Raw genomic sequence first — 25,930 nt, 5'->3', positions numbered from 1 at the left:
TCCCTTGAGGTAACGGCCATGCAGCTGGATGCTTCGGAGGTGGATCAGTTGAGCGGCCTGGCGGAGCTGTTGCTCGGCTACGCCCTCGACCTGGCCGCCGGCATCGTCATCCTCCTGCTCGGCTGGCTGCTGGCCGGCTGGGCAGGTCGCCTGGTGCAGCGCCTGCTCGACCGCACGCCCAACATGGACCGCACCCTGAAGCCGGTGCTGGCCAGCATCGCCCGCTACACGGTGCTGGTCTTCGTCATGGTGGCGGTGCTGGCCCAGTTCGGCGTGCAGACGGCCAGCATCATCGCCCTCCTGGGCGCCGCCGGCATCGCCGTGGGCCTGGCCTTGCAGGGCACCCTGCAGAACATCGCCGCCGGCATGATGCTGCTGCTCCTGCGACCCTTCCAGGTGGGCGAATACGTCTCCGCCGACGGCATCGACGGCACGGTGGAGGAGATCGGCCTTTTCGTCACCACCATGACGACCTTCGACGGGCTCTACCGCTCGGTGCCCAACGCCAAGCTGTGGAACGCCACCATCACCAACTACGACCGGCGCCCGACCCGGCGCCTGGACCTGACCATCGGCATCAGCTACGGCGACAGCATCGAGACGGCCCGGCGCCTGCTCATGGGCCTGCTGGAGGGCGACAGCCGGGTGATGGACGAGCCCGCACCCCAGGTGCTGGTCGGCGCGCTGTCCGATTTCTCGGTGGATCTCATCCTGCGCTGCTGGTGCGCCAAGGCAGACTACTGGCCGCTCAGCTTCGAGCTGCGCCAGGCGGCCAAGGAACGCCTTGAGGCCGAAGGCCTCACCATCCCCATCCCGCAGCGCGAGGTGCGGGTGGTCGAAGAAGGCAAGCTCTCGGACTGATCGCTCAGGAGGCGGCCAGGGCCGCTTCGATGGCCTCGATGGCCTTGGGGGCTGCCGCGCCGTCCGGGCCGCCGGCCTGGGCCATGTCCGGGCGGCCGCCGCCGCCCTTGCCGCCCAGGGCCGCGGAACCGACCTTCACCAGGTCGACGGCGCTGGCCTTGCCGGTGGCGTCCTCGGTAACGGCGACGACCAGCGAGGCCTTGCCGTCGTTCACCGCCACCAGCACCACGACGCCGCTGCCGATCTGCTTCTTGATGTCGTCGGCCAGCGGCTTCAGATCCTTGGCGGGAATGCCGTCCAGCACCTTGGCGGCGAACTTCATCCCGGCCACCTCGCGGACGTCCTCCGCGTTGCCGCCGCCTCCGCCGCCGGTCGCCAGCTTGCGGCGCAGTTCGCCGGTTTCGCGCTCGAGGCGCTTGCGTTCGTCGAGCAGGGCCGAAAGGCGGGCCGGCAGTTCCTCGGGCGCCACCTTCAGCGCCGTCGCGGCATCCTTCAGCAGTTGCTCCTGGTGCTCCACATAGCGGCGCGCGGCGTCACCCACCACCGCCTCGATGCGGCGCACACCGGCGGCCAACGCCGCCTCGCCGGTCAGCTTGAAGAAGCCGATGTCGCCTGTACGGCGCACGTGGGTGCCGCCGCACAGCTCGGTCGAATAGGCTTTGCCGTTCTTGGTCGGGTCGGCCCCGCCCATGGAGAGTACACGCACCTCGTCGCCGTACTTCTCGCCGAACAGCGCCAGGGCGCCCGCCTCGATGGCCTCGTCCGGCGTCATGAAGCGGGTTTCGACCTCGGCGTTCTTGCGGATGCGTTCGTTGACCTCTGCCTCGATGGCCACGACGTCTTCCGGGGTCAGCGGCTTGGGATGGCTGATGTCGAAGCGCAGCCGGTCTTCGGCAACCAATGAACCTTTCTGCGTCACGTGGTCGCCCAGGCGGCGGCGCAGCGCCTCGTGCAGCAGGTGGGTCGCCGAGTGATGGGCGCGCAGGGCCGCACGGCGGCGCCCGTCGACACGCATTTCGACGGCGTCGCCTAGCTTCAGCTCGCCGTGGCTCATCTTGCCGATGTGAACGTGCAGGTCGCCCAGCTTCTTCTGGGTGTCGCGCACCTCCATCTCGCCGCCCTCGGCGCTGAAGACCGCGCCGTGGTCACCCTGCTGGCCGCCGGACTCGCCGTAGAAGGGCGTCTGGTTGGTCACCAGCATGACCTCCTGGCCGGCCTCGGCCTTCTCGACCTCCTTGCCGTCGACCACCAGGGCGACGATCTGGCCCTCGGCCTCCTCGGCGTCGTAGCCCAGGAACTCGGTGGCGCCGAGGCGCTCGCGCAGCTCGAACCAGAGGGCCTCGGTGGTCGCTTCGCCGGAGCCGGCCCAGGCCTTGCGCGCGGCCGCGCGCTGGCGGTCCATGGCCGCGTCGAAGCCGTCGGTATCGACGCTGCGGCCCTGGCCGCGCAGGATGTCCTGGGTCAGGTCCAGGGGAAAGCCGTAGGTGTCGTAGAGCTTGAAGGCGACCTCGCCGTTGAGCGCCTGACCCTCGCCCAGCTTGTCGGTCTCTTCCTCCAGCAGCTTCAGGCCGCGGTCGAGGGTATCCTTGAAGCGGCTTTCCTCCAGCTTCAGGGTCTCGGTGATCAGCGCGCCCGCGCGGTTCAGCTCCGGGAAATGCGAGCCCATCATGCCGGCCAGGGTCGGCACCAGGCGCCACAGCAGCGGCTCCTTGCAGCCCAGCTTGTGGGCATGGCGCATGCCGCGGCGCATGATCCGGCGCAGCACGTAGCCGCGCCCCTCGTTGGAGGGCAGCACGCCGTCGGCGATGAGGAAGGAACTGGCGCGCAGATGGTCGGCGATCACCCGGTGGGAGACCGCGTGCTCGCCGTCCGGGTCCTGGCCGGAAGCCTCGGCCGAGGCCTCGATGATCGAGCGCAGCAGGTCGGTGTCGTAGTTGTCGTGCTTGCCCTGCAGCACCGCGGCGATGCGCTCCAGGCCCATGCCGGTGTCGATCGAGGGCCGCGGCAGCTCGACCCGGGTATCCTTGTCCTGCTGCTCATACTGCATGAAGACCAGGTTCCAGATCTCGATGAAGCGGTCACCGTCCTCGTCGGGGCTGCCCGGCGGGCCGCCGGGAATATGCTCGCCGTGATCGAAGAAGATCTCCGAGCAGGGCCCGCAGGGGCCGGTGTCGCCCATGGCCCAGAAGTTGTCCGAGGTGGGGATGGGGATGATGCGGTCGTCGGGCAGGCCGGCGATCTGCTTCCACAGCTTGGCCGCCTGCTCGTCCTCGGAATAGACCGTCACCAGCAGCTTGTCCTTGGGCAGGCCGTATTCCTTGGTGACCAGGTTCCAGGCCAGCTCGATGGCCAGGTCCTTGAAATAATCGCCGAAGGAGAAGTTCCCCAGCATCTCGAAGAAGGTGTGGTGGCGCGCGGTGTAGCCGACGTTCTCCAGGTCGTTGTGCTTGCCCCCGGCGCGCACGCACTTCTGAGACGTGGTGGCGCGGTTGTAGGGGCGCGTCTCGTTGCCTGTGAAGACGTTCTTGAACTGGACCATGCCGGCATTGGTGAACAGCAGGGTCGGGTCGTTGCGCGGGACCAGCGGCGAAGAAGCCACGATCTCGTGCCCGTTGCGCGCGAAGTAGTCCAGAAAGGCGGAGCGAATTTCGTTACCGGTCGTCATAGCAGATAGATATTATCCCTGAGCTTGCACCGCAAGCTGGAACCCTTCTAAATTTCTTCGCAGCGGGCGGGCAAAGCGCGCGAAAGCGGAGCGTTTTAGCGCGCCCCAGGGGGGCTGTCCACCGAAAGGCCCTTTCGGTCCCCGGGGACCGGCCGGGCGCCCTGCCCCCCTCTGCCTCAAGGATTATCCTGGCAATTGCCGTCCCCTCCCCCTATTTGAGGGGCGCGAGACCAAGGGACACAGCAATGCTCTGGCCAAGCCCCGTCCTCAGGAGTTAGTTTCACTTTATGCCTTCATATACTGCGTTTACTTGCCCGATCCGCGGCACCGCCTCGGCTCGACCTGTTCACCGCCGTGGCGCGCGCCTTGTGGCGGCGGCGCTGCTGAGCGCGGGCCTGGCGGCCCCGGTGGTCCCGGCGGCCGCCCAGGTCCAGCTCCAGATTCCCGACCAACCTGCCCCTCAGGGCCAGGCGCCCCAAGGCCAGGCACCCCAAGGTCAGGCACCCCAAGGTCAGGCGCCGGCCGGCCAGGGCCCGGCCACGGCCCCGGAGCCCGAGCGCTTCGGCGACTGGGTCCGCCGCTGCACGCCGAACCCGCCCAAGGACGCCTCCCCGCCCAAGGAAGGCGAACAGGTCGCCTGCTTCATCACCCAGCAACTGGTCGATCAGAACAGCCAGCGTCCGCTGCTGAAGATCACCATCGGCTTCTTCCGGCCGAACCGCCAGCCCATGGCGGTCATCGCCATGCCGCTGGGCGTGCCCCTGGCCGGCGGCGTCCAGGTGGGCGTCGATGGCAAGGGCATCGCCGGCGCGCCGTTTCAGTTCTGCCGCGTCGACGGCTGCCAGGCCTACCTGCCGCTTTCCGCTGAGGTCCTGAACTCCTTCAGGGCCGGCAATCAGGGCGTGATCCAGCTGCACGCCAACAAGAACCAGCCGATCAACATGCAGTTCTCCCTCAGCGGCTTCACCGCGGGCTTCGGCAGCATCGAATAGCCCGACCGGGCGGGCGAAGCCGGGAAAACCAGGCGCAAAAGCAAAACGGGCCCCTTTTCAGGGGCCCGTTTCGTATCTCTGCGCCGGGGCTCGCGGCCCCCTGGGCGGAGAGGCCTGGAAGCCTCAGGAGGCTTCCGCGGCCTCGCCGTCACCGGCGCCGTCGCCCTCGTCCTCCGGGCCTTCCAGCATCGCCGCCGAGACCAGCCCGGCGTTCTCGCGGACCTTCCGCTCGATCTGCTGGGCGATCTCCGGGTTCTCCTTGAGGAAGGTCTTGGCGTTCTCGCGGCCCTGGCCGATGCGCTGGCCCTCGTAGGAGAACCAGGCGCCGGCCTTGTCGACGATGTTCGCCTGCACACCGAGGTCCAGCAGTTCGCCGGTCTTGGAGATGCCCTCGCCGTAGGTGATGTCGAACTCCACCACCCGGAAGGGCGGCGCCATCTTGTTCTTCACCACCTTCACGCGGGTCTGGTTACCGACCACCGTGTCGCGGTCCTTGATGGCGCCGATGCGGCGGATGTCGAGACGTACCGAGGAATAGAACTTCAGCGCGTTGCCGCCGCTCGTGGTCTCGGGATTGCCGAACATCACGCCGATCTTCATGCGGATCTGGTTGATGAAGATCACCAGGGTGTGCGACTTGGAAATCGACGAGGTCAGCTTGCGCAGCGCCTGGCTCATGAGGCGTGCCTGCAGGCCCGGCAGGGAATCGCCCATCTCGCCTTCCAGCTCCGCGCGCGGCACCAGGGCGGCCACCGAATCGACCACCAGCACGTCAATGGCGCCGGAGCGCACCAGGGTGTCGGCGATCTCCAGCGCCTGCTCGCCGGCGTCTGGCTGGGAAATCAGCAGCTCCTCGACGTTACAGCCCAGCTTACTGGCGTAGGCCGGGTCGAGGGCGTGCTCGGCGTCCACGAAGGCGCAGGTGCCGCCGGTCTTCTGAGCCTCGGCCACCACGTGGAGGGCCAGGGTGGTCTTGCCGGAGCTTTCGGGCCCGTAAATCTCGACGACGCGCCCGCGCGGCAGGCCGCCGATGCCGAGGCCGATATCGAGCCCCAGGGAGCCGGTGGAGATCACTTCCGTCTCGACCACCTGGTCGGCGCCGAGCTTCATGATCGAGCCCTTGCCGAAGGCCCGCTCGATCTGCCCCAAGGCCGCGTCCAACGCCTTTTTCTTGTCCACCGTATCTTTCTCCACCAACCGTAAAGCGCTCTGAGCCATGGGCTGAACTCCCTTATGTCATAGGGGTCGAGGGTCTGCAATGAGGGGAGTTTGTACCAACTTTGTTCTCGTCGACGCAAGGAAAAAGCGGATCAAAATGAGAACATTCCATAAAATTAGAGACAAATTGCCCTAATTTTCAGACCAGAAGCCTGCTGCAGCGCGGAATCGACAGCGGCCTGATTGAGGCGGAATCGGCGGGCGGCCGGGATGGGGAATCGGGGGCGGACTCAGCGGTGGAAGCTGAGCTCTTCACCCGGCACCTCCCTCGCCTCGCCGGCGAGCGGCTTCAGTTTGAACCGCCGTGCTGTCCAGTCTGATCCTGGTGACTTACGGCCGCCTCGCACGTGACCCAATGTGGTCTGCCGCCTTGGTCTGCCCCACGCTTCTCAGAAACGTTTCCGCGGAGTGACTGAATTCATCGATGACAGCGGGATCGGCCCCGGCGGTCAGCAGCAGATCGACCACTTCCGTTGACCCTGCACAAAAAAGCGGGGTCTGCCCCTTTTCACCTATCGCATTGACGTCAGCGCCCGCAGCCAGCAGGGCCGCTACCGCCTCGGCGTCGCCCCAGCGACTGACTAGGTGCAAGGGGGTGTCGCCAAAGATATTGGTGTCGTTTACGCCCAAGGGCGTTTCTCCGAGAAAGCCCCCAGTGCTCTCACATTTTCCGAGGATTTCATCGATCATCTTGCCGGACATTTCCCCAAGGAACTCCTCGTCCCCCGCGCCTGGCTACTCGCCCAGCACTTCCTTCACCTTGCCGGCCAGCTGCTTGAGGCTGAATGGCTTGGGCAGGAAGTGGATACCGACCTCCTCGTCCAGGCGCTTCCTGAAGCTGTCCTCGGCATAGCCGGAGATGAAGATGACCTTCAGGTCGGGGCGCGTCTGGCGCACCTCCTTGACCAGGCTGGGCCCGTCCAGGCGCGGCATGACCACGTCGGTGACCAGGAGGTCGATGGGCTCGCCCTCGCCTTCCAGGATCTCCAGCGCGGTCTCGCCGGAGTTGGCCTCCAGCACGTTGTAGCCCTTGTTGCGCAGGGCCCGGGCCGAGAAGGCGCGCACCGCGTCCTCGTCCTCGACCAGCAGCAGGGTGCCGGCGCCGGTCAGGTCGCGGCGCTCCAGCGCCTCGACGTCCTGCAGGGTGGCGGCGACCTCCTGCTCGGCCACCTGCGGCAGGAAGATGGCGAAGGTGGTGCCGCCGCCGACGACGCTGTCGACGAAGACGTAGCCGCCGGTCTGCTTGACGATGCCGTAGACCGTGGAGAGACCCAGGCCGGTGCCGGCGCCGACCTCCTTGGTCGAGAAGAAGGGATCGAAGATGCGGTCCAGGTTCTCCGACGGAATGCCGATGCCGCTGTCGACCACCTCGATGACCGTGTAGTTGCCCGGCGGCATGGACTCGTCCTTGGACTTGCGCCGTTTCTCCACCTTCTCGTTGCCGGTACGGATGGTCAGCACGCCGCCCTCGGGCATGGCGTCGCGGGCGTTGACCGCCAGGTTGATGATGACCTGCTCCAGCTGGCCCTGGTCGGCCTTGATCATGCCCAGGTCGCGGCCGTGGCTCATCTTCAGCTCGATGTTCTCGCCGATCAGGCGGCGCAGCAGGTGCGACAGTTCGGCCAGGATGTCGGTCAGGTTCAAAAGGCGCGGCTGCAGCGTCTGCTGGCGCGAGAAGGCCAGCAGCTGGCGCACCAGGTTGGCGGCGCGGTTGGCGTTCTGCTTGATCTGCATGATGTCGGCGAAGGACTGGTCGCCGGGGCGGTGGCGCAGCAGCAGCAGGTCGGAGAAACCGATCATCGCCGTCAGCAGATTGTTGAAGTCGTGGGCGATGCCGCCGGCCAGTTGGCCCACCGCCTGCATCTTCTGCGACTGGGCGAACTGGCGCTCCAGGTTCTTCTGCTCCGTTGAATCGATGAAGTGCACCACGAAGCCCGCCAGCGAGCCGTCGCTGCCCTCGGTGCGGTTCACGAAGAGCGTGCAGACCGGCCCCTCGTCGCTGGCCAGATGCACCTCCAGCGGCGGCGCCTGGCGCCGCGCCGGCTGGGAGGCCCCTGCTTTGTGATCCTGGGGCGCCAGCGCCGTCTTCAGGGCCTCGACGTCGCCCTTGGCCACCAGGTCGAAAAGCGAGACCGAGCGCAACGCCTTGGGCTCGCGCCCGACCAGGCGGCCCAGGGCGTCGTTGCATTCCTGGATCGTCCCCTCGGGACCGATCAGGGCGATGCCCGCCGGCGCCTTGGCGAAGAGCTGCTCGAAGCGGTATTCCGATTCCTCCAGCGCCGCGGCCATGGCCATCTCGCGCGACAGGTCGCGCACCACCGAGCGGGTGCGCTGCACCTCGCCGTTCTCGTCGGTCACCAGGTCCTGACGGATGGAGGCGCGGAAGGTCTCGCCGTCGGCGTCCTTCAGCAGCACCTCGCCCTGGGAGGCGCCGGACACCCCGAAGGGGTCGTAGGGCCGCGCTCCCGCGGGCAGCCCCTCGACCACGTCGTGCAGGCGCACGCGGCCCAGTTCCAGGTCGTTGTGGGCCACGCCCAGCCATTCGCAGAGCGTGTGATTGGCGAAGAGGAAGCGCCCCTCGGCGTCGGCCGAGTAGAAACCGACCGGCGCGTTCTCCAGCAGGTCGACGAAGCGCTCCTGCTCCTCGCGCATGATCTGTTCCATTTGGCGGCGCGGGGTGATGTCGTCCACCACCCAGTAGACGTAGCCGGGATGGTCCGGCAGTGGATAGGCGGCGACGAAGCGCCAGTCGTAGCCGCCGTTGCCGGCCCCGTTGGCGGCGGGCACCCGTACCTCGACCTGGCCCAGCAGACCGCGCTTGGCCTGCTCGGCGATCAGTTCGATCTGGCGGCGCGCCTCCGGGTCGCCGGCGACCTGCTCCAGCAGCATCTCGGGGATCGGCCGCTCGTCACCGCCGAAAAAGCTGTCGAGGGCGGCGTTGGCGAGGATGGTGCGCCCGGCGGGCGAGACCACCTGCCAGGGCTTGGGCACGGCGGCAAAGACGGAGGCGCAGAGGCCGCGGCGGCGCTGCCAATACCACATGCCGGCCGCCCCCCCCGCCAGGCCGAGGAGGCCACCAACGACAAATGCAATGAGGCTCAGCAACTGCAGGCCCCTCCCTGTCCTTCCACGCCACGCATAAGCTTCGGAAAACTATCCGCTATTAATTAATGAAGATTAACCATAGGCACCGAGTCGCGAGCAAGACGAATAGCGCGGCGGCGGACATGAACGCTGTGGTTCTGGGGGGCGCCGGGGCGCTCAGCCGGCTCGGCGCGGCGCGAACCTCAGGTGCGGCGTGGAGCCGGCCCATTCTTTACCGCGGAGCGCGGGCGGGCAGGCCCTTCTTCAGGCGCATGACGTAGCCGATGATCTCGGCCACCGCCTTGTAGTGCTCGGGCGGGATTTCCTGGTCGATGTCCACGCTGGCGTGCAGGGCGCGGGCCACCGGCGGGTTCTCGACCACCGCCACGTCGTTCTCCTCGGCCACCTCGCGGATGCGCAGGGCCACGTTGTCGACGCCCTTGGCCACCACCCGCGGCGCCTCCATGGTCCTCTGATCGTACTTCAGAGCCACGGCGTAGTGGGTCGGGTTGGTGATCACCACGTCGGCCTCCGGCACCGCCGCCATCATACGCTTGCGCGCGCGCTCGACGCGGATCTGGCGCAGGCGGCTCTTGATCAGCGGGTCGCCTTCCGACTGCTTGTGCTCGTCCTTGATCTGCTGCTTGGTCATGCGCAGCTCTTTGTGGTGCATGAAGCGCTGGTACATCACGTCGGCCAGCGCAATGATCGTCATCACCGCCAGAACGCCGACAATGATTTTTGCCGCCTCCGTGCGCACCAGTTCCAGAACGCTCTGAACTTCCATGGTCGGAATGACGAGCACGTCGTCGCGGTCCGGCCAGACGATCAGCGCCACCACCACCCCGACGACGGTGAGCTTCAGAACGCCTTTCAGGAAGTCGGCCAGCGAGCGGCTGGAGAACATCTTCTTGAAGCCGCGCTTGAACCCGATGTTGGAGAGCTTGGGCTGGATCTGCTCGGTGGTGACGATGATGCCGTTCTGGATCGTCCCGGCCGCCAGTCCCGCCACCAGGATGATCGCCAGCGGGATCGCGGCCGCCTTGAGAATGCCCAGCGCCGTCCCGCTGAGCACGTCGCGCAGGCCGCCGTTGTCCAGCACGATCATGTGCGGCTGCTCCACGAAGGGCCGCAAAAGGGCGCCGATATCCGACATCAGAGACGGCGAGAAGATGCCGACCACCAGCGCCAGGGCCAGCATCATGAACCAGTGCGAGACCTCCTGCGAGCGGGGTACCTGGCCCTTCTCGCGCGCATCGGACAGGCGTTTGCTTGTCGGGTCTTCTGTTTTTTGTGAATCGTCGTCTTCACCGGCCATCCGCGCCTGCCCCTAGTTCAAGCCCGCGAAGGGCAGCATGACGTCCTGGAAGCCCGAGATGAACCAGCCGATGAGCGTCGGCAGGGCGATCATCAGGATGCCCATGCCGATCAGGATCTGCAGCGGGATGGCGATGAAGAAGACCTGCATCTGCGGCATGAGGCGCGACAGCAGGCCGAGGCCCAGATTGAAGATCAGCCCCACGGCGATGAAGGGCGAGGCGATCTGGAAGCCCAGCAGGAAGGCCCGCGCCACGCCACGGGTGATCATCTGCGAAACGTCGCCCACCAGGATCGACTGGCCCGGCAGGAACAGCGCGTAGCTTTCGATGACGCCGCGCAGCAGCAGGTGGTGCAGGTCGAGGATGATGATGATCAAGAGCGCCAGGGTCGAGAGGAAGGAGCCGGCGATGGAGCCCTGCTGGGCCGCGGTGGGATCGTTGGTCAGCGCGTTGGCCAGGCCTGTCACCGTGGCGATCATCATGCCGCCGATGGAGAGTGCCGCCATGAGGATGCGCGCCAGCGAGCCGAGAAACAGGCCGACGAAGGCCTCGCCGAGGATCAGCAGGAACATCGCCACGGCGCTGTCGGGCAGCGCCGGGATGACCCCTTGCGGCAGGGCCGGCTGGATCACCACCGTCACCGTCAGCGCCAGGAGCAGGCGCACGCGCGGGGAGATGTAGTTCTCGCCGAAGCCGGGCATCAGCATCATGGCGCTGCCCAGCCGCACGAAGACCAGCAGCAGGGCGAAGACTTGATCCGGCAGAAGTTCGGCGAGCATGGGAGAGGCTCCCGCCCTAGCCGAGGGAGATCATGCGATCGAAGAGGCCTTGGGAGAAAGTCGTCAGGCTACTCAGCATGAAGGGCAGCATCAGCATCACGCCGACGAAGATGATGATGATCTTCGGCACGAAGGTCAGGGTCATTTCCTGGATCGAGGTCAGGGCCTGGAACAGGGCGATGGCCAGGCCGACGGCCAGTGCCATCAGCATAACCGGGGCGCCGATCTTCAGCATGACGAGGATCGTCTCGCGGCCGATCTCGATCGCTTCCGTGCCGTTCACAGGGGCCCCCTTCCCTTGCCTGCCAACGCCGCCAAAGCCGTCAGACCGGCATCCGCAGGATTTCCTGGTAGGCCTGGACCACCTTGCCGCGCAGGGCCCCCACGGTCCCCAGGGTCATCCCGGCCTTGGACACGGCCATACCCACCTGGGTCAGGTCGGCCGCCCCGGCCCCCGCCTGGATGGTCTGCTTCTCGCCTTCCAGCATGGTGTCGGCGGCGCGCTCGGCGGCGCGCTGCAGCAGGGAGGAGAAATCGGCGCCGCCGCTGTCGCGCGCCTCCAGGCCGGGCGCGGAACCGCCCTGGCGCAGCATCCGGTCGTAGGCCTGAACAGCCCCGTTGATATTCATGGTCATGGCTCGCTCCTCAGGCGCCCGGTCCTCGGGTGCCTATGGGGGCCGTCCTGGCGGTCGGCGGCGCCCTCCTGGCGCCGCGTAACGGTTGCGCTGGGCTCAGCGCGGGATATCGCCTGCGCCTCAGCGCAGAAGGTCGATCGTCTTCTGCAGCATGGTGCGCGAAGACTCGATGGCCTTCAGGTTGGCCTCGTAGCTGCGCTGCGCCTCGCGCAGGTCGGCCATCTCCATCAGGGAATTCACGTTCGGCAGCAGGACGTAGCCTTCCTCGTCGGCCGCCGGGTGGCCCGGCTCGTAGCGGCGCTGGAAGGCGCTGCGGTCGGCGACGATGGAATCGACGCGTACCGTCTCCAGGCCCAGCGACTGGTTCAGCTCGTTGTCGAAGGTCACCAGCTTGCGCCGGTAGGGCTCGCCGCCCGGCGCCTGCGCCGTGGAGTTGGCATTGGCGATATTCTCCGCGATCACCCGCAGACGCGTGCCCTGCGCCCGCATGCCGGCGGCGGAGATGTTCAGTGACTTCTCAAGATCCATCGCTTCTGCGTCCTAGGCGCTTCGCGTTGTGGCCGATCAGCCCATGCGCCCGCGCAGCGCCATCTTCAACATCGACACCTGCTTCTTGTAGAGGTTGGTGATCGCGTTGTAGTCGGCCTGCGTCTGAGCGACGTTGATGAGCTGTTCTTCCAGGATCACGGCGTTGCCGGAAGGCGCGGTCTCGTAGCGCTGCTTCTGTTCGACGCCACGATTGTCGGCGTTCAGGCTGGAAGTCTGGATATGCCCGGCCCGGGTCGCGTCCGGCTTCATTGTCGGCAGGTAGTTGCGCTCGACCATACGGCGGAAATCCTGCGCCTTCAGATCGTGCGGCACATAGTCCGGCGTGTCGGCGTTGGCGATGTTCTGCGCCAACACCTTCTGGCGCTGGCCGAGCCATTCCATTCGCTTGCCGAGCAGGCTGAAAATTCCGGGTTTCCCGTCCATGACGTTCCTGGCAGTTGCATCGAGCGCCGCTTTCGCCCCCGGCGTCCCAAGGGCCGCGGCCCCAGGACTCCCCCTACTTTTCCGGGGCCTATGGGTCCTATGATCAAGCCTGCCTTGTTAAGAATCAGTAAAACGAGCTAAATTGTGTATATTAACTATAGCCGTGGGCCGGGGGAGGCTGCGGTCTGCGGCGCGGGGGAGCCAAGAGGGCGATGCTTTATCTGACACGCAAAATCGGCGAATCCGTCATCATAAATGACAATATCGAGGTGACCGTGGTCGATATCCGCGGCAAGTCGATTAAGCTTGGATTTACCTTTCCAAGCGATGCGACGGTCCTGCGCCGCGAGATTTTCGAGCGCATCCAGGAAGAAAACCGCGCCGCCGCCGTGGGCGACGACGAGGCCCTGGCCGAGGCGCTCAAGGGCGCTGCGCCGCCGGCGGTGCCGAAAAGCGAGAGCGGCGGCTCTTAACCCCCTCCCCGTCCCGCCGGGGCACCTTCTAAGGGCCTCTGGCGCTTGGCGTTTTTTCCGCCCTTCCGGGCCCGCTGAGGGCTCTCCTCTAACCATTCATTAAGCATGATCGGTCACCATTGGTGAACTGCCGGCGATCCGGGCTGCCCAAGCGGCTGCCCGGGAGCTGTTCGAGCCGGCGGCAGAGCCGTGAATTGCCGGACCGTGAGCCGATGGTGACGCAGAAACCCCGCCCCGAGCGCAGCCTCGCCATCGCGCTGGAGAACGTGACGCCGGACGCTATCGAGGGCCTGGTCCGCAACACCGCCGCGCAGGCGCCCAGGGTCACCGCCAGCGGCCGCGGGGCGGTTGCCGAGCAGATCCTGCAGATTGCCTTCGAGCGCGGCGTGAAGGTGCGCACCGACGCCGATCTGGCCGAAATCCTGGCGGCTGTCGAGGTGGAGAGCGAAATCCCCCTGGCCGCGCTGGCCGGGGTCGCGGAGATCCTCCGCTACCTCTACCAGACGGACCGCAAGCCAGCCGGCGGCCACAGGGTTGAAGGGAAGCAAGCCGGCGCCGCCGCCGGTCACAAGACATACGAGGAGAAGTAAGCGTGAGCCATACAGCCGCCATCGAGTCCGAAATGCATTCCCTGACGGCGCGCTTGCGCAAGGCGCGCCAGGGCCTGTCGACCGGCACCATCGTCGATCTGACGCCCATTGAGGAGGACGTGAAGGGACTCTGCAAGGCGATCGAGACCCTGTCGGCCGACGACAGCCGCCAGCTGCGCCCGCGCCTCTTCGGGCTGGTTGAGGAGGTCAACCAGCTGGGCGAGAACCTGCGCGCCGGCCTGGGCGAGCTGGCGCAGCTGCTGAACGCCGCCAGCGAGCGCCGCAAGGCGCTGACCGCCTACACGGCGCCGAAGACCGACAAGCCCTAGCAGCGCATCAACCGAACCGCCTTGGGGGGCGATTGGGGAAACTTTATGGATCTCGGTGAGTACTTCCGCTTTTTTCTGGCGCTGGCCTTCGTGCTGGTGCTCATCGCCGGCCTGGCGGCCCTGCTGCGCCGCTCGGGCTTCGGCGAGCGCCTGGCCGCGACGCCGAGCAGCGCCGGTCAGCGCCGCCTCAGCCTGGTCGAGGTGCGCCCGCTGGACGCCAAGCACAAGCTGGTCCTGCTGCGCCGCGACGACCGCGAGCACCTGGTGCTGCTGGGCGCGGCCAGCGACCTGCTGATCGAAAGCGATATTCCGGCACCGCCGGTCCAGCCGGCCGAAGCCCAGCCCGGCGCCACGGCCGCCCCGGGCGCTCCGGGCGCTCCGGGCCCGGAAACCCTGGTGACCCGCCTGGCCGGCAAGCTGCGGAGGCAGACGCCGTGAAGCGCATCGCTCCCCTCGCGGCCCTCGCCGTCGTGCCGGTCCTGCTGTTGCTGCTGCCGGGCGAGGCCCTGGCCCAGGCGCTGACCTTCGACCTCGGCGCCGAGACCGCCGGCACCACCACTGGGCGCATCATCCAGCTCATCGCCCTCATCACGATCCTGAGCCTGGCGCCCTCGATCCTGGTGATGATGACGTCCTTTACCCGCATCGTCGTGGTGCTGTCGTTCCTGCGCACGGCCATGGGCCTGCAGCAGACGCCGCCCAATTCGGTGGTGGTGAGCCTGGCGCTCTTCCTCACCGCCTTCGTCATGATGCCGACCCTGGAGGCGGTCTACGACGAGGCCCTGGAACCGCTGATCGCCGAAGACATCACCGAGTTCGAGGCGCTGGACCGCGCCCAGGGCCCGGTGCGCCAGTTCATGCTGGGGCACGTGCGCGAGAACGACCTGCGCCTGTTCCTGGACCTCACCGACGCGAACGAGGTCGAGGGACCGGAGGCGACGCCGATGCGCGCGCTGATCCCCGCCTTCATGATCAGCGAGTTGCGCCGCGCCTTCGAGATCGGCTTCCTGCTGTTCCTGCCCTTCCTCATCATCGACATGGTGGTGGCCTCGATCCTCATGTCCATGGGCATGATGATGCTGCCGCCGGTGATGATCTCCCTGCCCTTCAAGCTGATCTTCTTCGTGCTGGTCGACGGCTGGTACATGGTCGCCGGCAGCCTGGTGCAGAGCTACGGAACGTGAGCGGAAAGTGGGCCTTGCGCCGGTTGCCCCTCTTGCTCAACCTGAAGCAGAAGCTAGACTGCTGCCAGTCCGCATGTTCACTGGTCATCGGTCCGGTCTTCGCCGCCGGTACAGCTTCGAAGGGTACGGGCCATGTGCAGAGTCTTCTTCAGCTTCCTCCTGTTCCTCTCGGTGGCCGGAATGCATTCTGCCAAGGCCGCCGGAACAGAAGATACTTGGCTTTTTCTGAAGAGAAGCGAGTTAGTTCACATTCTCTCACAAGGCAGCGAGAGCACGCCGCCCACCGTGCGGACGCTTAAAGAATTGCTAGATAGCCATCGCCCCGCAGACACGCCGGCTGCGGAGCGGGCCGAGAGCAAAGCTCTTGCTGAAATGGAACGAATGGCGCCGGACTCGATCTGGGTCATGCACGGTTCGGAACTGCCGTTCTGGGTGACCATGGCCGGCGACGACGAGCGAATCCATTCCCTGCGAATCTTAATGCCTGTCGTCAAGCATTCAGAGGAGGAAAGCCGAAGGGCGTTCGAGACGCTGTCGGCTCTCTTCGCGGCGTTACATCCCGGATCACCAGATGCTGCCAACTGGCCGGAGGAAAGCTTCAGGACTGCTTGGGAAAACTACCCTTTGTGGTACAAAAACCTACTGCCCGATCCCGACGATGTCTTTGTGCGACTCACCACCGATGGCGTCACCAGTTCCACATTCGGCGTGCCGCCCAATATCGTCGTATACGACATCACGGTCCGCGAGATCTGCATCCCCATGACGGCATCCGGCAATCCGTTCGAGCACTACGTCTGCTAGATCTCGTTTCATCCCCGCTGCGCCCTCCCGATTTCCCTTCCCTCGCCCGCCGGACCGTTTCACAATGATCCGGTGATCAGGCTCGCAAAGAAGCCGAAACGATAACAGCCGGGAGGACGCGATGATCATCTATCCGGACATCGAACTGCAGAAGGGACGCTGTGTGAACCTCCGGCGGGGCCGTTCGGAGGAGCCTATCGTCTACGATATCGATCCTATCGAGGCGGCCCGGGACTTCGCCAAACAGGGCGCTGAGTGGATCCACGTGGTCGATCTCGATGCCGTCTTCAACCAGGGCGACAACGCGGACGTCATCCAACGGATCATCGACGAAGCCGGCTGCCCGGTGCAGGTGGGCGGCGCGATCCGCTCCATGGAACGGGTCCATCACTGGATCGACGCCGGCGCCCAGCGGGTGGTGCTCGCCACGGCCGCGGTGAAGTCCCCTCACCTGGTCAAGGAAGCGGCGACCAGCTTTCCGGGCCAAGTGGTCGTCTCCGTCGACGCGCGCGACGGCCACGTGGTGGTGGAGGGCTGGCGCGAGGCGACCATCTTCACGCCGATAGAGTTCGCCCGCCAGTTCGAGGACGTGGCGCTGGCGGCGATCATCTACACCGACATCGACCGCGACGACGACCAGCCGGACAGCAGCCTGTCGCAGGTGACCGAACTGGCGGCGGGCATCAAGACGCCGGTGATCGCCAGTGGCGTGGTGAAGTCGCTGCAGGATGTCTCGGTGCTCCAGCATCTCCCCAATATTTCCGGCGTCATCACCAGCCGTGCCCTCTTCGGCGGTGCCTTTACGCTGGCCGAGGCGCTGGCGATCGTCCGGGAACCCGTGCCGGAGCCGGCGCCGTTCCTTTAGGACAGAACCTCTGTCGGCGCCTTGCCGCTCCGCAGCAATCTTCCAAGGCGTGCGGTGGGGCGTGCGGTGGGGCGTGCGGTGGGGCGCGCCTTCATCTGGCACTGGCCCCTGTGCTAGACTGCACCCCACACGCCATACCGGAGCCTGGAAGTTGGGCAGCTGAGGGCCGATGTCGGGTTCAGTGATCTATTGCATCGACGGGGATGACCGCATCTCCGAGGTGAATGAGGAATGGCCGCGTTTCGCTGAGGAAAACGGCGGCGTTGCCGACCCTATGGCCGTCCTCGGGCACAAGCTCTGGGACTTCATTGCCGACGAAGGCAACCGCAGCCTCTACCGCTGCATGGTCCACGAGGTGCGCCAGAAGGCGGCGCCGATCACCGTTCCCTTCCGCTGCGATTCCCCCACCGTCGAACGCCACATGACCATGACCATCGCGCCGGGCAGCCTGGGCGAGGTCGTCTTCGTCGCCGCCCTGCAGTACGCCTTCGACCGTCAGCAGCAGCCCGCCGCCGGCACGCCGGAGAAGGCCCGGACCATTGTCGAGTGCGAAGGCTGCCACCGGCTCTATGCCGGACAAGGTTGGCAGAATTGCTGGGAGGTCATCCGCCAGGGCGATATCGAGATCGACGACCGTCCCATCAGGGTGCTGCACACCCGCTGCCCCGACTGCTGACGGTCCCGCCGGAAAGCCGCACCGGGGCGAGCCTGGACCAGAGAAGGGCGCATAGCGGAAATCCGCCCTTTCGGGAAAACGGCAGGCTGAGGCATCACCGCCACGCAAAGGCCCCCGCATGCCCAACGCAGCCCTATCCGGCGATTGCATCGACTTCATCCACGCACTGCAATACGCCGACATTCCGGAGAGCGCCCGCCATGCGGGACGCCGCCTGCTGCTCGACACCCTGGGCACCGCGGCCGCCGGCAGCGCCACCCGGGCCAGCCGCATCCTGCGCGACCATGCCGCCCGCTTCCACGGCGCCGGCGAGGCCGGCGCGCGCCTGCTCTTCGACGGGCGGCGGGTTGCGCCCCAGGGTGCGGCCCTGGCCGGGGCGGGCAGCATCGATTCCATCGACGCCCACGACGGCCACCGCCTGACCAAGGGGCACGCCGGGGTCACCGTGCTGCCGGCGCTGCTCGCCTTCTGCGACGAGCTGGCGCCCTGCAGCGGCGCGGAGTTCCTGACCCGCCTGGTGCTGGGCTACGAGGTCGCAACGCGCGCCGGGATCGCGCTGCACGCCAGCGTCGCCGACTACCACACCTCCGGCGCCTGGAACGCGCTGGCCGCCGCGGCGCTCGGCGCCCGCGCACTGGGGCTCTCCCGGCCGCAAACCGCCCATGCCCTCGGCATCGCCGAGTACTACGGCCCGCGCAGCCAGATGATGCGGGTCATCGACCACCCGACCATGCTGAAGGACGGATCCGCCATGGGTGCCCTGGCCGGCGTCAGTGCCGCCCTGCTGGCGGCCGAAGGCTTCACCGGCGCACCCGCCGTGACCGTGACCGGTGACGCGACGGCGGCGACCTGGCGCGACCTCGGCCGGCGCTGGACCATCGAGGAGCAGTACATCAAGGCCTATCCGGTCTGCCGCTGGGCCCAGCCGGCGGTGGAGGCGGTGTTGTCCCTCAGGCGATCGCATGACATTGCGTCCCAGGCCGGCGCGCGCGTGACCATCCACAGCTTCACCGAGGCGGTGCGCCTGACGACCCGGCGGCCGCGGACCACCGACGAAGCCCAGTACTCCCTGCCCTTCCCGGTCGCCGCGGCACTGCTGCGCGGCCGCCTGGGTGTCGCCGAGATCGACGGGCCGGGCCTGGCCGACCCGGAGGTGGTGGCCCTCAGCGAGGCCATGGTGTTGGTGGAGGAGCCCGCCTACTGTGCCCGCTTCCCGGCGGAGCGCTGGGCCCATGCGGTCATCGACCTGGCGGACGGTCGCCGCCTGGTCTCCGAGCCCTGCCCGGCGCGCGGCGATCCTGAAACGCCTTTCAGCGATGCCGAGCTGGAAGAGAAGTTCAAGGGGCTGGCGAAGCCGCTGCTGGGCGAAAGAAGATGCGCGGCGCTGGTTGACGCCTGCCGGGCGGTCGACGGCTTCGCCGACAGCGGCGCTTTCGTCGACGGCCTGCTGGCCCCGTTGGAAGCGCCAGCCTTGGCAGCGGCACCCAGCGAAATCTAGTTGAGCTGGCTGAGGTTGCCTTGGCGCAGGCGTTCGCGGTAATTGGTCATGAAGTCCTGTGCCTCGCTCACCTTGCCGAGCTCGTCGGCAATGGAGGTGATCGCGACCTTTTCGCCGTCGCCGACCAGTAGCTTGAAGGTGTCGGCGTGGGGGCCCTTGGCCATGGCCGCGCCATAGCGCCGGTTCAGGTCCTCCAACTCAACCGCCTGGTCCGACAGCATGAGCGCGACAGCCAGGTTCACGACGAGCTGGCTTTCTTCCTCAGCCATCGGGCGGCGCGGCGGCAGCAGGGGGATGAGTTTCGCGAGGGAGGTGACCGCCGAGGGCCATTGGCGCTGACGCCAGTGGATATCGGCGCGCAGGTTTTCCGCATCCAGGCTGTTGTCGCCTTCCAGCAACTTCAGGGCTTCGTCGGTGCGCTCCAGGTCCGACAGGCCGCGGGCGCGCAGCTGGCGGCGCTGCTTCTTCAGCTTGTCGCCGATATCCTCGGCCTCGCTGATCTGCAGTGCATCCAGCGCCGCTTCGGGATTGCGGTCGAGCAGGCGCACCAGCGCCAGGCGGGCGCCGATGCGCGCCTTCTCCTGGCCCTCCAGGCGATAGCGCACCTGGCCTTCCAGCAGCTCCCCGGCGCGATCCAGCAGGTCGACCTCGACCAGGCGATCGGCCAGGGCGGCGATCATGCGGTCGCCCTCGGGACCCACAGGGGTCAGCTCCATGAATTCCTGATACAGCGCCAGGGCGCGCAGCGGCGGCACTTCCGGGTCTCCGGGGCCGCGGTAGATCTCGGCGAAGACTTCGCGCATGCGCTGCGCCGCGTTGCGCGCCGCCGGACTGTCCGGGAAGTTGCTGACCGCCTCGCGCAGCGCATAGAGCGCCTCACGATGGAGGTTCTCCTGCGCGTAGAGATCGGCCAGCTTGCGCAGCAGGGTGAATTCGAAGAGGTCGCCGCGCCAGGCGAAACGCAGGCGTTCCAGCTCGGCAATGGCCGCTGAGGACGACAGCGATCCCAGTTCCATGCCCAGGTCGATCAGCGCCAGGCGGGCGCGCGCCTGGGTGGGGCGGTGCGGCCCGTCGCGGGCCTCGGTCCACAGCTTGCGCGCTTGCTCGGGATCGCCGTTGGCAAGCCGCAGCGCGCCCTGGATGATCTTCACCCGGGCCAGCTCCCGCTTATCGGGCTGGGCGCGCAGCAAGGCGCCGAGCTGTATGGTCGCGGCCTCCAGGTTGCCGGCGCGCAGGAAGGATTCCGCCGCCGCCAGGCCAAGGTCGAAACGCACGTTGCGCGGATAACTGTCGATCAGGTCCAGGGTCTCGGCGAAGCCGGTCGCCGCCGCCTGCCAGTCCTCCGCCTGGGCGGCCAGCGCGGCCTGCCACAGCAAAGCTTCCCGCTCCCCGACCAGGGCCGGATGGGCGAGGCTGACGGCAGCACCGCGGAAATCCTGCAGCAGGATCTGGCTGGCGCCCTTCAGCAGGTGCACTTCCGGGTCCAGCGCCAGGCGCGGGTTCTCCGCCTCGATCACCTCGATCGACCCGAGGGTCTCGCTGTCCAGGCCATGGGCGAAGTAAAAGCGCGCCAGGTCGAGCCGGGCGATACCCAGGCGCTCGCCCTGCAGGCCACGCAGGGCGTGCTGCAGGCTCTGGCGGTTGTCCTGATAGTCCTCGATCCCGCCGCGCCGCCAGGCCGCCAGGTCGAAAAGGCCCGGGCTGTTGCTCAGCGGATCCGCCGCGCGCTCGGCGCTGCGGCGTTCCTCCGCGTTGGAAACCAGCAGCCCGTGACGGTCGCGCACCAGGACGCCGCTGCGGATGGTGGCTACCTCGATCCCCGGGCTCAACGGCTGCAGGGCGATGCCCTGATGGGTCTGCAGACTGCGAAACTGCGGGAAGCTGTACGGCAGGGTCAGTCCCATGCCGGCGCCGCGCGTCGGCACGACCACCAGGCGGTCGCCGGCGTTCGGATCGCTGACCCAAAGCATGCGCCCGGCGCCGATCACCGGGAAGCGGATGCGGGCGACGCCTCCCGCTTCGTCTGTCGGCGACTCGATGACCGGCGCGGCCAGGCCGCGTTCCGGCAGCGGGCTGCGGGGGCGCAGGTCAACCGTCCAGCGGCTGCCTTCGCGGCTGAGCCGGGGTGCCACGGTGGGGGCCGCGCCGATGATCAGGATGGTCGAGCCTCCGTCCTCCATCAGGCGCACCTCGCCCAGATGCGGCGCCGATGCGGCGATGCGCTCGACCACGTCCTTGGGCGCCGGCCGGTCGAAGACGAGCCAGAGGTTCTCGCCGCGCCGGAAGGCCGCCGCCGCCGTGGGGCGCTGCCAGGAGAAAGTCATGACCACCGGCACGAAGGCTTCCGCCTTCGGGCCCTGGGCCCGCGAGGTCATGAAGCTCGGCGTCGGCTCGGTCTTGATGGCGAATCCGCCGCGGGCGCTGTCGGGAATGGCCGCCACCTTGGCCGGCGCGGTCTTCCCCGGATCGCCCTGCGCCTTGATCGGATCGGCCTGAGCGGCTTTCGCGGCCGGCTTGGCCGCGGCCTCGGTGGCCGGTTTCGGCTTGGCGGGCGCGGCGGCTTCCTGTGCCGGGACCTTCGCCGCTGCCGGCGGCGCGGCCGCGGCATGGCGCGGCGGCTGCGCGGAACGCGGCGTCGCCTCCACCTTGCCGCCCATCGTCTTGGGCACCAGCGGTGTCGGCACCGGGCTCTCCGCCACGGCCGGGGCCTTCTCAGCCGCTGCCTCGGCGGGCTTTTCAGCAGGCTTTTCGCTAGGCTGTGGCTGCGGCGTTTGGCGTGGCGTCAGATCCGCCACCTTCGGCTCCGCCGCGTCCGGGGCCTCCTTCGCCGCCGGCGGCGCGGCTTTCTGCTTCTCCGGCCGGGCCTCGGCGAAGATATCCAGCACCACCTTCGCCCCGCTGCGGGTGACCTTCAGTCGGCTGCCCTCGGGCACCTCGACGGTGACGCCGTCCTCGGCGGCGGAGACGCCGGCGACCTGCGCCAGGCGTTCGGGACGCAGGCCGGCGGTATCGAAGTCCGCCGGGCGGTCGAAGACGATGCGCGCGCGCCCGGGCGCTTCCTCCAGAACGCTGCCCACCGGCTCGGCCCAATCGAAGACCAGGCGGCTGAAGCCGCCGTGCTGGCCGCCGCGCACCCGTACCTTGGGCAGCCCGGCTTTCGGCGCCGCCGCGGCGTCCTTCGGCGGTTGCCCGGCCTTTGCCGTCTCTGCAGCCCGGGGGGCTTCGGCCGGGGCCTTCTGCAGGTCGACCACCACCTTGTTGTCGAGGCGGAAGTGCTTCAGCCCGTGGCCGGCGGTCAGCGGCAGGCTCAGGGTCCGGCCGTCGCTGGAGGCCTGCGGCGCGGCGGCATAACCCGCCAGGCCGTCCCGCATCACCCTGCCCTGGAAGTCTGCGGGCTCGCTGAAGCGAATCACCAGGCGGCCGTCCTCGACGCGCGCCTCGTAGTCGACGCGGCGCGGCCAGTCGAAGACGATACGGCCATAGCTCTCATGAATACCGCCGCGAACGGCCACGCTGTCGGCGGCGCCGGCCGGCACGGCAACGGCAAAGATCAGGAAGAGGCCGAAGAGCAACGCCCGCATCAGCGCACCTCCTCGGCGTAGCTGTGCACCACGATATCGACGCGGCGCGCCTGGGCCAGCCGTTCCTCGGCAGACAGCTCGGCGTCGATGTCCTGAAATTGAGCGGCGCCGTAGCCGCGCACGACGATGCTGCCCTGATAACCCAGCTTGGTAAGGCGCCCGGAGACCGCCGCCGCCCGGGCGAGCGAAAGCTCCCAGTTGGAAGGGTAGAGAGACTGCGGCTGGTTGGGGTCGGCGTGGCCGGCCACCTCGATGACGTTGCGCAGGTTGCGCAGCACGCCGCTGAGGGTGAAGACCGCCTTCTCGCCGGCCTTACCCAGCTCGATGGCGCCCGGCGGGAACAGCAGATCGCCGGGTACCGAGATGACGAGGCTCTCCGCCTCTCGGCGCACCTGCGCGCCGCCCAGCACGTCGTTGGCGGCCATCTGCTCCTTCAGCACCGCGGCCAGGTAGTCCAGGTCCGTGCCCGGCACCCGCTCCACCGCGTCGGCCGCCTTGTCGGCGGTCGGCAGGGCGACGGTCACCTCCTGCAGGCTGGGCATCTGCGGCGACAGGGCGTCGACCAGGTTCTGCCAGTCCTCGTCCTTGATCGTCGACATGGAAAACAGCAGCACGAAGAAGGTCAGCATCAGCGCCGCGAGGTCGGTGAAGGTGAGCAGCCAGGCCTGGGAGGTATCTTGGCGCCCGCGGTAGACCAGCAGGCTGCCGGCCATCGTCTGCCAGCCCGCCCCCGCCGGGGGCGGCGCCTTGCGCTCGTCGGACTTGCCGCGCGCCTTGGCGTCTCTGGAGCTGCGCTCGCCGGCCATGTCAGTTCTCCCCAGCGCCCGCCGCCGGCCCCTCGGGCCGGGACGTATCGCTCTGGGGCGTGTCGAGTTGGATGGTGAAGTAGAAGCGCACCTGACCTGTGAAAGACGGCAGCAGGCCGGTGGAAAGGCGCGGCGCCTCCAGGCCCTGCCGCTCCAACTCGCGCACCAGCACGCCGGCGCGCACCAGAGCCTCGCGATGCCCCTCCAGGCCGCTTTTGCGGCCCTGCAGGCCGTACAGCAGGTCCAGGCGGTAGCTGGGCCTGGCGACCGTAGGATCGCCCAGCACGCCGGCAATCAGGCGCAGCGTCTCCGCGCCGTCGGGCAGCAGTTCGCGGCTGCCTTCGGCGAAGAGCTGGTCTTCGGGAATGTCGACCTGCAGGGTCCAACTGCCGGGGCTGTCCTGGCGTTCGACGATTGGCAGGTCGCCGCCGAAAAGCTGATGCAGTTCGTCGATGATCTGCTCGGCGCCCTTGAAAATGTCGAGGGCCGCCGGGCTGCGGCGCAGGTTGACCGTTGACGGCAAGACGCCCTGGAAAGCTTCGCGCACGCTGTCGACGACAGCCGAGCGCTTCTCTTCCTCGAAGCTGGAAAGCGCGTTCAGAAGAATGAAGAAAGCCAGAAGCAGAATCTTCAGGCTCAGCAGGGCGACGATGTGGCTGCTGCTCTGCCGCGAGGCGGGTTGCTTTGCGACGCCGGCCATTGCCGGGTCACCCGAACAGCGCGTCGATATCGTCCTGGCTGATGGCGTTCTCAGGCAGCTGCGGGCCGTTCAGAAGATCCTCGTCGGGACGCGCCGGGGCGCCGCTCGGCGTGGTCTTCTTCTTACCCGGCGCCTTGGCCGGCGCATCGACCTTGAGATCGTCGCCGAAGGCGTGCAGCAGGGCATCGACCTTGGATTCGACCTGCTGCAGCGCGGTCACCACCTTGGTGATGCGCTGGCCGGTGATGTCCTGGAAGCCACAGGCCTCGAAGATCGAGGTCACCGCCGCCGAGATCTGCTCGGCGATCTCCGGCTCCATCTTCTCGGTCAGCGCCTCGATTCCCTCAACAGCCTCGAAAATCTGGTGCGTCGCCTGCTCGGTCGCGCCGACGATGGCCGTCAGCTCGTCCGTGGCCGCAGGAAGATGCTCGGAGTTGATGTCGTCGGGCCGCAGCTCGGCGATCTCGGCGCGGGCGGTGTTGATGTAGCGCGCCAGCGCCTCGATATCGGCATAGACCTTCAGACCGACCGCCGTGAGGTCACCCTCAATGCTGTCGATAACAGACTCGACGATGGTGACGACCTCGGCGGGGTCAAGCGACCCCTCGGTCTTGTGCAGCTGTTGAAGCTGCGCCACGATTTTCTCTTTTACGGCCGTGACAGCCATGACTCGCCTCCTAGCCCAAATACGGGAGCTTCGTTGATCAGGGCTTAGAAGTTGCCGAGAACAGCAGAGAGCTTGGTCTTAAGGGTCGCAGCGTTGAACGGCTTGACGATGTAGTTGCTGACGCCGGCTTCCTTCGCCGCGATCACGTTCTCGGTCTTGCTCTCGGCCGTGATCATGATGAAGGGCAGGTCCTTCAGCTTCATGTCGGCACGGACTTCCGTCAGCAGCTGCATGCCGCTCATCGGCTCCATGTTCCAGTCGGAGATGACCAGATGATATTCCTTGTCGCGCAGCTTCTGCAGCGCGGCGCTGCCGTCGGTGGCTTCATCGACGTTGTTGAAACCAAGCTGCTTCAGCAGATTCCGAATGATCCGCAGCATGGTCTTATAATCATCCACAATGAGGATCGGCATACCCATGTCGACAGACGACATTTCTCTACTCCCGTAATTGATCAAGCTCGCCAAAGGCACTTGTGAACCAGCCGAAAAGCTAGCCAATCGGCGTTAATAGTCGGTAAAAACGTCAAGAAAGCCCGGTCTTTAGGCCTATTCGCGGGGAAGCGGCAGCTCGCGGCGCTGGGCCAGCTCCAGGGTGACCGTCTTAGCCCTTTCCGGGTTCATTTTGGCCAGGATCGGCGCCGACTTCCGCTCTTTCATGCGCTCGACGACCTCCAGGAGCACTTCCATGTCGAGCTCCTCGAAGATTCGCGCGGCTTCTTTGGGCTTCATGCTTTCGTAAATCTTAACGAGGCTCTGCATCTGCGCCTCGGTCTGCTCGTCGTGCTCAACCAGCAGCGCCTCGATGGAGGCCTGCAGGTCCTCCAGCTCGCCGATGCGCTGCTCGATACGCTGCTCGGCCGCCTTCAGCAGTACCTCGCGCTCGTCGATTTCGCGGGCGCGCTGCTCCAGCTCCTCGCGGCGCTGGGAGAGCGACTGCAGCAGCACCAGCTCCTCGTCGGTCATCTGGAAGATGTCGGTCGAGATGTTGGAAATCTGCTCTTCCGGGATCGGCCTTGCGCCCGCGGCGCTGTCGGCGGCGTCATCCGCCATGGCCGGATCGCCGGCCGCGGTCTCCTGCGGCGGCGGCAGGTCGCCGGCGGCGAAGGCCGGCGCCGAGGCGCTGAAGGTCTGCCACAGGCCGGCGAACTTCACCCCCGCACCCAGGGCGGCGATCAGAATGAAGACCGGCAGAAAGCGAAAACGCATCGACGTACCTCGTCGTCAAAAAAG

Annotated in this window: 27 protein-coding genes; 11 read left to right on the top strand and 16 right to left on the bottom strand. The window is 67.2% G+C overall.

Features of this window, described 5'->3' with window-relative positions:
- Positions 1-18: 18 nt before the first annotated feature.
- Positions 19-861 (top strand): mechanosensitive ion channel family protein, encoded by an 843-nt coding sequence (locus H7X47_RS22885; protein ID WP_193371092.1) that lies wholly within the window; start codon positions 19-21, stop codon positions 859-861.
- A gap of 4 nt (positions 862-865) precedes the next feature.
- On the opposite strand, the gene alaS is transcribed toward H7X47_RS22885, so the two are convergent.
- Positions 866-3,526: an alanine--tRNA ligase gene (gene alaS, locus H7X47_RS22880; RefSeq protein WP_193371091.1), complete on the bottom strand. Its 2,661-nt coding sequence runs from the start codon at positions 3,524-3,526 to the stop codon at positions 866-868.
- 368 nt (positions 3,527-3,894) lie between these two features.
- Here alaS and H7X47_RS26210 point away from each other — a divergent pair, with 368 nt between their 5' ends.
- Positions 3,895-4,518, top strand: coding sequence for an invasion associated locus B family protein (locus H7X47_RS26210; RefSeq protein WP_193371090.1), 624 nt, complete (start codon positions 3,895-3,897; stop codon positions 4,516-4,518).
- Between the two features lie 123 nt (positions 4,519-4,641).
- On the opposite strand, the gene recA is transcribed toward H7X47_RS26210, so the two are convergent.
- From recA to flgB, 9 genes are all read right to left on the bottom strand, one after another.
- The gene (recA, locus tag H7X47_RS22870; RefSeq protein ID WP_193371089.1) at positions 4,642-5,736 is read right to left on the bottom strand and encodes a recombinase RecA; all 1,095 of its coding nucleotides are present in this window, start codon (positions 5,734-5,736) and stop codon (positions 4,642-4,644) included.
- 330 nt (positions 5,737-6,066) lie between these two features.
- A complete protein-coding gene (locus tag H7X47_RS22865) occupies positions 6,067-6,438 on the bottom strand; it encodes an ankyrin repeat domain-containing protein (RefSeq protein ID WP_193371088.1) in 372 nt (123 codons plus the stop codon).
- 33 nt (positions 6,439-6,471) lie between these two features.
- A complete protein-coding gene (locus H7X47_RS22860) occupies positions 6,472-8,841 on the bottom strand; it encodes a hybrid sensor histidine kinase/response regulator (RefSeq protein WP_193371087.1) in 2,370 nt (789 codons plus the stop codon).
- A 211-nt stretch (positions 8,842-9,052) separates the two neighbouring features.
- Positions 9,053-10,138: a flagellar biosynthesis protein FlhB gene (gene flhB / locus H7X47_RS22855; RefSeq protein WP_193371086.1), complete on the bottom strand. Its 1,086-nt coding sequence runs from the start codon at positions 10,136-10,138 to the stop codon at positions 9,053-9,055.
- 12 nt (positions 10,139-10,150) lie between these two features.
- On the bottom strand, positions 10,151-10,918 hold the full coding sequence (gene fliR / locus H7X47_RS22850; RefSeq protein WP_193371085.1) for a flagellar biosynthetic protein FliR: 768 nt from the start codon (positions 10,916-10,918) through the stop codon (positions 10,151-10,153).
- 16 nt (positions 10,919-10,934) lie between these two features.
- Positions 10,935-11,201 carry a flagellar biosynthesis protein FliQ gene (fliQ, locus tag H7X47_RS22845; RefSeq protein ID WP_193371084.1) on the bottom strand — a complete coding sequence of 89 codons (267 nt, stop codon included), beginning with the start codon at positions 11,199-11,201 and terminating at the stop codon, positions 10,935-10,937.
- Positions 11,202-11,241: 40 nt separating this feature from the next.
- Positions 11,242-11,553: a flagellar hook-basal body complex protein FliE gene (fliE, locus tag H7X47_RS22840; protein WP_193371083.1), complete on the bottom strand. Its 312-nt coding sequence runs from the start codon at positions 11,551-11,553 to the stop codon at positions 11,242-11,244.
- Between the two features lie 120 nt (positions 11,554-11,673).
- On the bottom strand, positions 11,674-12,081 hold the full coding sequence (gene flgC, locus H7X47_RS22835) for a flagellar basal body rod protein FlgC (protein WP_193371082.1): 408 nt from the start codon (positions 12,079-12,081) through the stop codon (positions 11,674-11,676).
- Positions 12,082-12,117: 36 nt separating this feature from the next.
- A complete protein-coding gene (flgB, locus tag H7X47_RS22830) occupies positions 12,118-12,525 on the bottom strand; it encodes a flagellar basal body rod protein FlgB (RefSeq protein WP_193371081.1) in 408 nt (135 codons plus the stop codon).
- Positions 12,526-12,737: 212 nt separating this feature from the next.
- Here flgB and csrA point away from each other — a divergent pair, with 212 nt between their 5' ends.
- From csrA to H7X47_RS22785, 9 genes are all read left to right on the top strand, one after another.
- Complete coding sequence (gene csrA, locus H7X47_RS22825; protein WP_193371080.1) at positions 12,738-12,998, top strand: carbon storage regulator CsrA; 261 nt, start codon at positions 12,738-12,740, stop codon at positions 12,996-12,998.
- A 212-nt stretch (positions 12,999-13,210) separates the two neighbouring features.
- A complete protein-coding gene (locus H7X47_RS22820; RefSeq protein ID WP_193371079.1) occupies positions 13,211-13,588 on the top strand; it encodes an EscU/YscU/HrcU family type III secretion system export apparatus switch protein in 378 nt (125 codons plus the stop codon).
- Positions 13,589-13,590: 2 nt separating this feature from the next.
- Entirely contained in the window at positions 13,591-13,917 is a 327-nt protein-coding gene (locus H7X47_RS22815) for a hypothetical protein (protein WP_193371078.1), read from the top strand.
- Positions 13,918-13,962: 45 nt separating this feature from the next.
- On the top strand, positions 13,963-14,355 hold the full coding sequence (locus H7X47_RS22810; protein WP_193371077.1) for a FliO/MopB family protein: 393 nt from the start codon (positions 13,963-13,965) through the stop codon (positions 14,353-14,355).
- Positions 14,352-15,101, top strand: coding sequence for a flagellar type III secretion system pore protein FliP (fliP, locus tag H7X47_RS22805; RefSeq protein WP_193371076.1), 750 nt, complete (start codon positions 14,352-14,354; stop codon positions 15,099-15,101). Before H7X47_RS22810 ends, fliP begins: the two co-directional genes overlap by 4 nt.
- A 132-nt stretch (positions 15,102-15,233) precedes the next feature.
- Entirely contained in the window at positions 15,234-15,905 is a 672-nt protein-coding gene (locus H7X47_RS22800; protein WP_193371075.1) for a hypothetical protein, read from the top strand.
- Positions 15,906-16,026: 121 nt separating this feature from the next.
- Positions 16,027-16,770 (top strand): 1-(5-phosphoribosyl)-5-[(5-phosphoribosylamino)methylideneamino]imidazole-4-carboxamide isomerase, encoded by a 744-nt coding sequence (locus tag H7X47_RS22795; RefSeq protein ID WP_193371074.1) that lies wholly within the window; start codon positions 16,027-16,029, stop codon positions 16,768-16,770.
- Positions 16,771-16,939: 169 nt separating this feature from the next.
- A complete protein-coding gene (locus H7X47_RS22790) occupies positions 16,940-17,446 on the top strand; it encodes a hypothetical protein (protein WP_193371073.1) in 507 nt (168 codons plus the stop codon).
- Positions 17,447-17,564: 118 nt separating this feature from the next.
- Positions 17,565-18,944 (top strand): MmgE/PrpD family protein, encoded by a 1,380-nt coding sequence (locus H7X47_RS22785; protein ID WP_193371072.1) that lies wholly within the window; start codon positions 17,565-17,567, stop codon positions 18,942-18,944.
- Here H7X47_RS22785 and H7X47_RS22780 read toward each other — a convergent pair.
- The 6 genes from H7X47_RS22780 to H7X47_RS22755 all read right to left on the bottom strand — a co-directional run bounded on the left by H7X47_RS22780 (position 18,941) and on the right by H7X47_RS22755 (position 25,906).
- A complete protein-coding gene (locus H7X47_RS22780) occupies positions 18,941-22,525 on the bottom strand; it encodes a tetratricopeptide repeat protein (RefSeq protein WP_193371071.1) in 3,585 nt (1,194 codons plus the stop codon). The two genes, H7X47_RS22785 and H7X47_RS22780, sit on opposite strands and share 4 nt — an antisense overlap.
- Positions 22,525-23,331 (bottom strand): OmpA/MotB family protein, encoded by an 807-nt coding sequence (locus H7X47_RS22775; RefSeq protein WP_193371070.1) that lies wholly within the window; start codon positions 23,329-23,331, stop codon positions 22,525-22,527. Before H7X47_RS22775 ends, H7X47_RS22780 begins: the two co-directional genes overlap by 1 nt.
- A 1-nt stretch (position 23,332) precedes the next feature.
- Positions 23,333-24,031 carry a flagellar motor protein MotB gene (locus tag H7X47_RS22770; protein WP_193371069.1) on the bottom strand — a complete coding sequence of 233 codons (699 nt, stop codon included), beginning with the start codon at positions 24,029-24,031 and terminating at the stop codon, positions 23,333-23,335.
- Between the two features lie 7 nt (positions 24,032-24,038).
- The gene (locus H7X47_RS22765) at positions 24,039-24,698 is read right to left on the bottom strand and encodes a protein phosphatase CheZ (RefSeq protein WP_193371068.1); all 660 of its coding nucleotides are present in this window, start codon (positions 24,696-24,698) and stop codon (positions 24,039-24,041) included.
- A 44-nt stretch (positions 24,699-24,742) separates the two neighbouring features.
- Positions 24,743-25,132 carry a response regulator gene (locus H7X47_RS22760; protein WP_193371067.1) on the bottom strand — a complete coding sequence of 130 codons (390 nt, stop codon included), beginning with the start codon at positions 25,130-25,132 and terminating at the stop codon, positions 24,743-24,745.
- Positions 25,133-25,246: 114 nt separating this feature from the next.
- The gene (locus tag H7X47_RS22755; protein ID WP_193371066.1) at positions 25,247-25,906 is read right to left on the bottom strand and encodes a MotE family protein; all 660 of its coding nucleotides are present in this window, start codon (positions 25,904-25,906) and stop codon (positions 25,247-25,249) included.
- Positions 25,907-25,930 lie beyond the last annotated feature (24 nt).

Origin of the sequence: Pelagibius marinus (genome assembly GCF_014925385.1) — a bacterium.
GTDB lineage: Bacteria > Pseudomonadota > Alphaproteobacteria > Kiloniellales > Kiloniellaceae > Pelagibius > Pelagibius marinus.
The sequence above is the reverse complement of the archived record's forward strand: the minus strand, read 5'-3'. Positions and strand labels throughout refer to the sequence as shown.

Coding starts and splice junctions, on each gene's coding strand:
- recA (WP_193371089.1), bottom strand. CDS start 5,736: ATGGCTCAGAGCGCTTTACGGTTGGTGGAGAAAGATACGGTGGACAAG.
- alaS (WP_193371091.1), bottom strand. CDS start 3,526: ATGACGACCGGTAACGAAATTCGCTCCGCCTTTCTGGACTACTTCGCG.
- fliE (WP_193371083.1), bottom strand. CDS start 11,553: ATGACCATGAATATCAACGGGGCTGTTCAGGCCTACGACCGGATGCTG.
- flhB (WP_193371086.1), bottom strand. CDS start 10,138: ATGGCCGGTGAAGACGACGATTCACAAAAAACAGAAGACCCGACAAGC.
- H7X47_RS22810 (WP_193371077.1), top strand. CDS start 13,963: ATGGATCTCGGTGAGTACTTCCGCTTTTTTCTGGCGCTGGCCTTCGTG.
- H7X47_RS22820 (WP_193371079.1), top strand. CDS start 13,211: ATGGTGACGCAGAAACCCCGCCCCGAGCGCAGCCTCGCCATCGCGCTG.
- flgC (WP_193371082.1), bottom strand. CDS start 12,081: ATGGATCTTGAGAAGTCACTGAACATCTCCGCCGCCGGCATGCGGGCG.
- H7X47_RS22800 (WP_193371075.1), top strand. CDS start 15,234: ATGTGCAGAGTCTTCTTCAGCTTCCTCCTGTTCCTCTCGGTGGCCGGA.
- fliR (WP_193371085.1), bottom strand. CDS start 10,918: ATGCTCGCCGAACTTCTGCCGGATCAAGTCTTCGCCCTGCTGCTGGTC.
- H7X47_RS22785 (WP_193371072.1), top strand. CDS start 17,565: ATGCCCAACGCAGCCCTATCCGGCGATTGCATCGACTTCATCCACGCA.
- H7X47_RS22885 (WP_193371092.1), top strand. CDS start 19: ATGCAGCTGGATGCTTCGGAGGTGGATCAGTTGAGCGGCCTGGCGGAG.
- H7X47_RS22760 (WP_193371067.1), bottom strand. CDS start 25,132: ATGTCGTCTGTCGACATGGGTATGCCGATCCTCATTGTGGATGATTAT.
- H7X47_RS22775 (WP_193371070.1), bottom strand. CDS start 23,331: ATGGCCGGCGAGCGCAGCTCCAGAGACGCCAAGGCGCGCGGCAAGTCC.
- H7X47_RS22755 (WP_193371066.1), bottom strand. CDS start 25,906: ATGCGTTTTCGCTTTCTGCCGGTCTTCATTCTGATCGCCGCCCTGGGT.
- H7X47_RS22795 (WP_193371074.1), top strand. CDS start 16,027: ATGATCATCTATCCGGACATCGAACTGCAGAAGGGACGCTGTGTGAAC.
- H7X47_RS22780 (WP_193371071.1), bottom strand. CDS start 22,525: ATGCGGGCGTTGCTCTTCGGCCTCTTCCTGATCTTTGCCGTTGCCGTG.
- H7X47_RS22790 (WP_193371073.1), top strand. CDS start 16,940: ATGTCGGGTTCAGTGATCTATTGCATCGACGGGGATGACCGCATCTCC.
- flgB (WP_193371081.1), bottom strand. CDS start 12,525: ATGGACGGGAAACCCGGAATTTTCAGCCTGCTCGGCAAGCGAATGGAA.
- H7X47_RS22865 (WP_193371088.1), bottom strand. CDS start 6,438: ATGTCCGGCAAGATGATCGATGAAATCCTCGGAAAATGTGAGAGCACT.
- csrA (WP_193371080.1), top strand. CDS start 12,738: ATGCTTTATCTGACACGCAAAATCGGCGAATCCGTCATCATAAATGAC.
- H7X47_RS22765 (WP_193371068.1), bottom strand. CDS start 24,698: ATGGCTGTCACGGCCGTAAAAGAGAAAATCGTGGCGCAGCTTCAACAG.
- H7X47_RS22770 (WP_193371069.1), bottom strand. CDS start 24,031: ATGGCCGGCGTCGCAAAGCAACCCGCCTCGCGGCAGAGCAGCAGCCAC.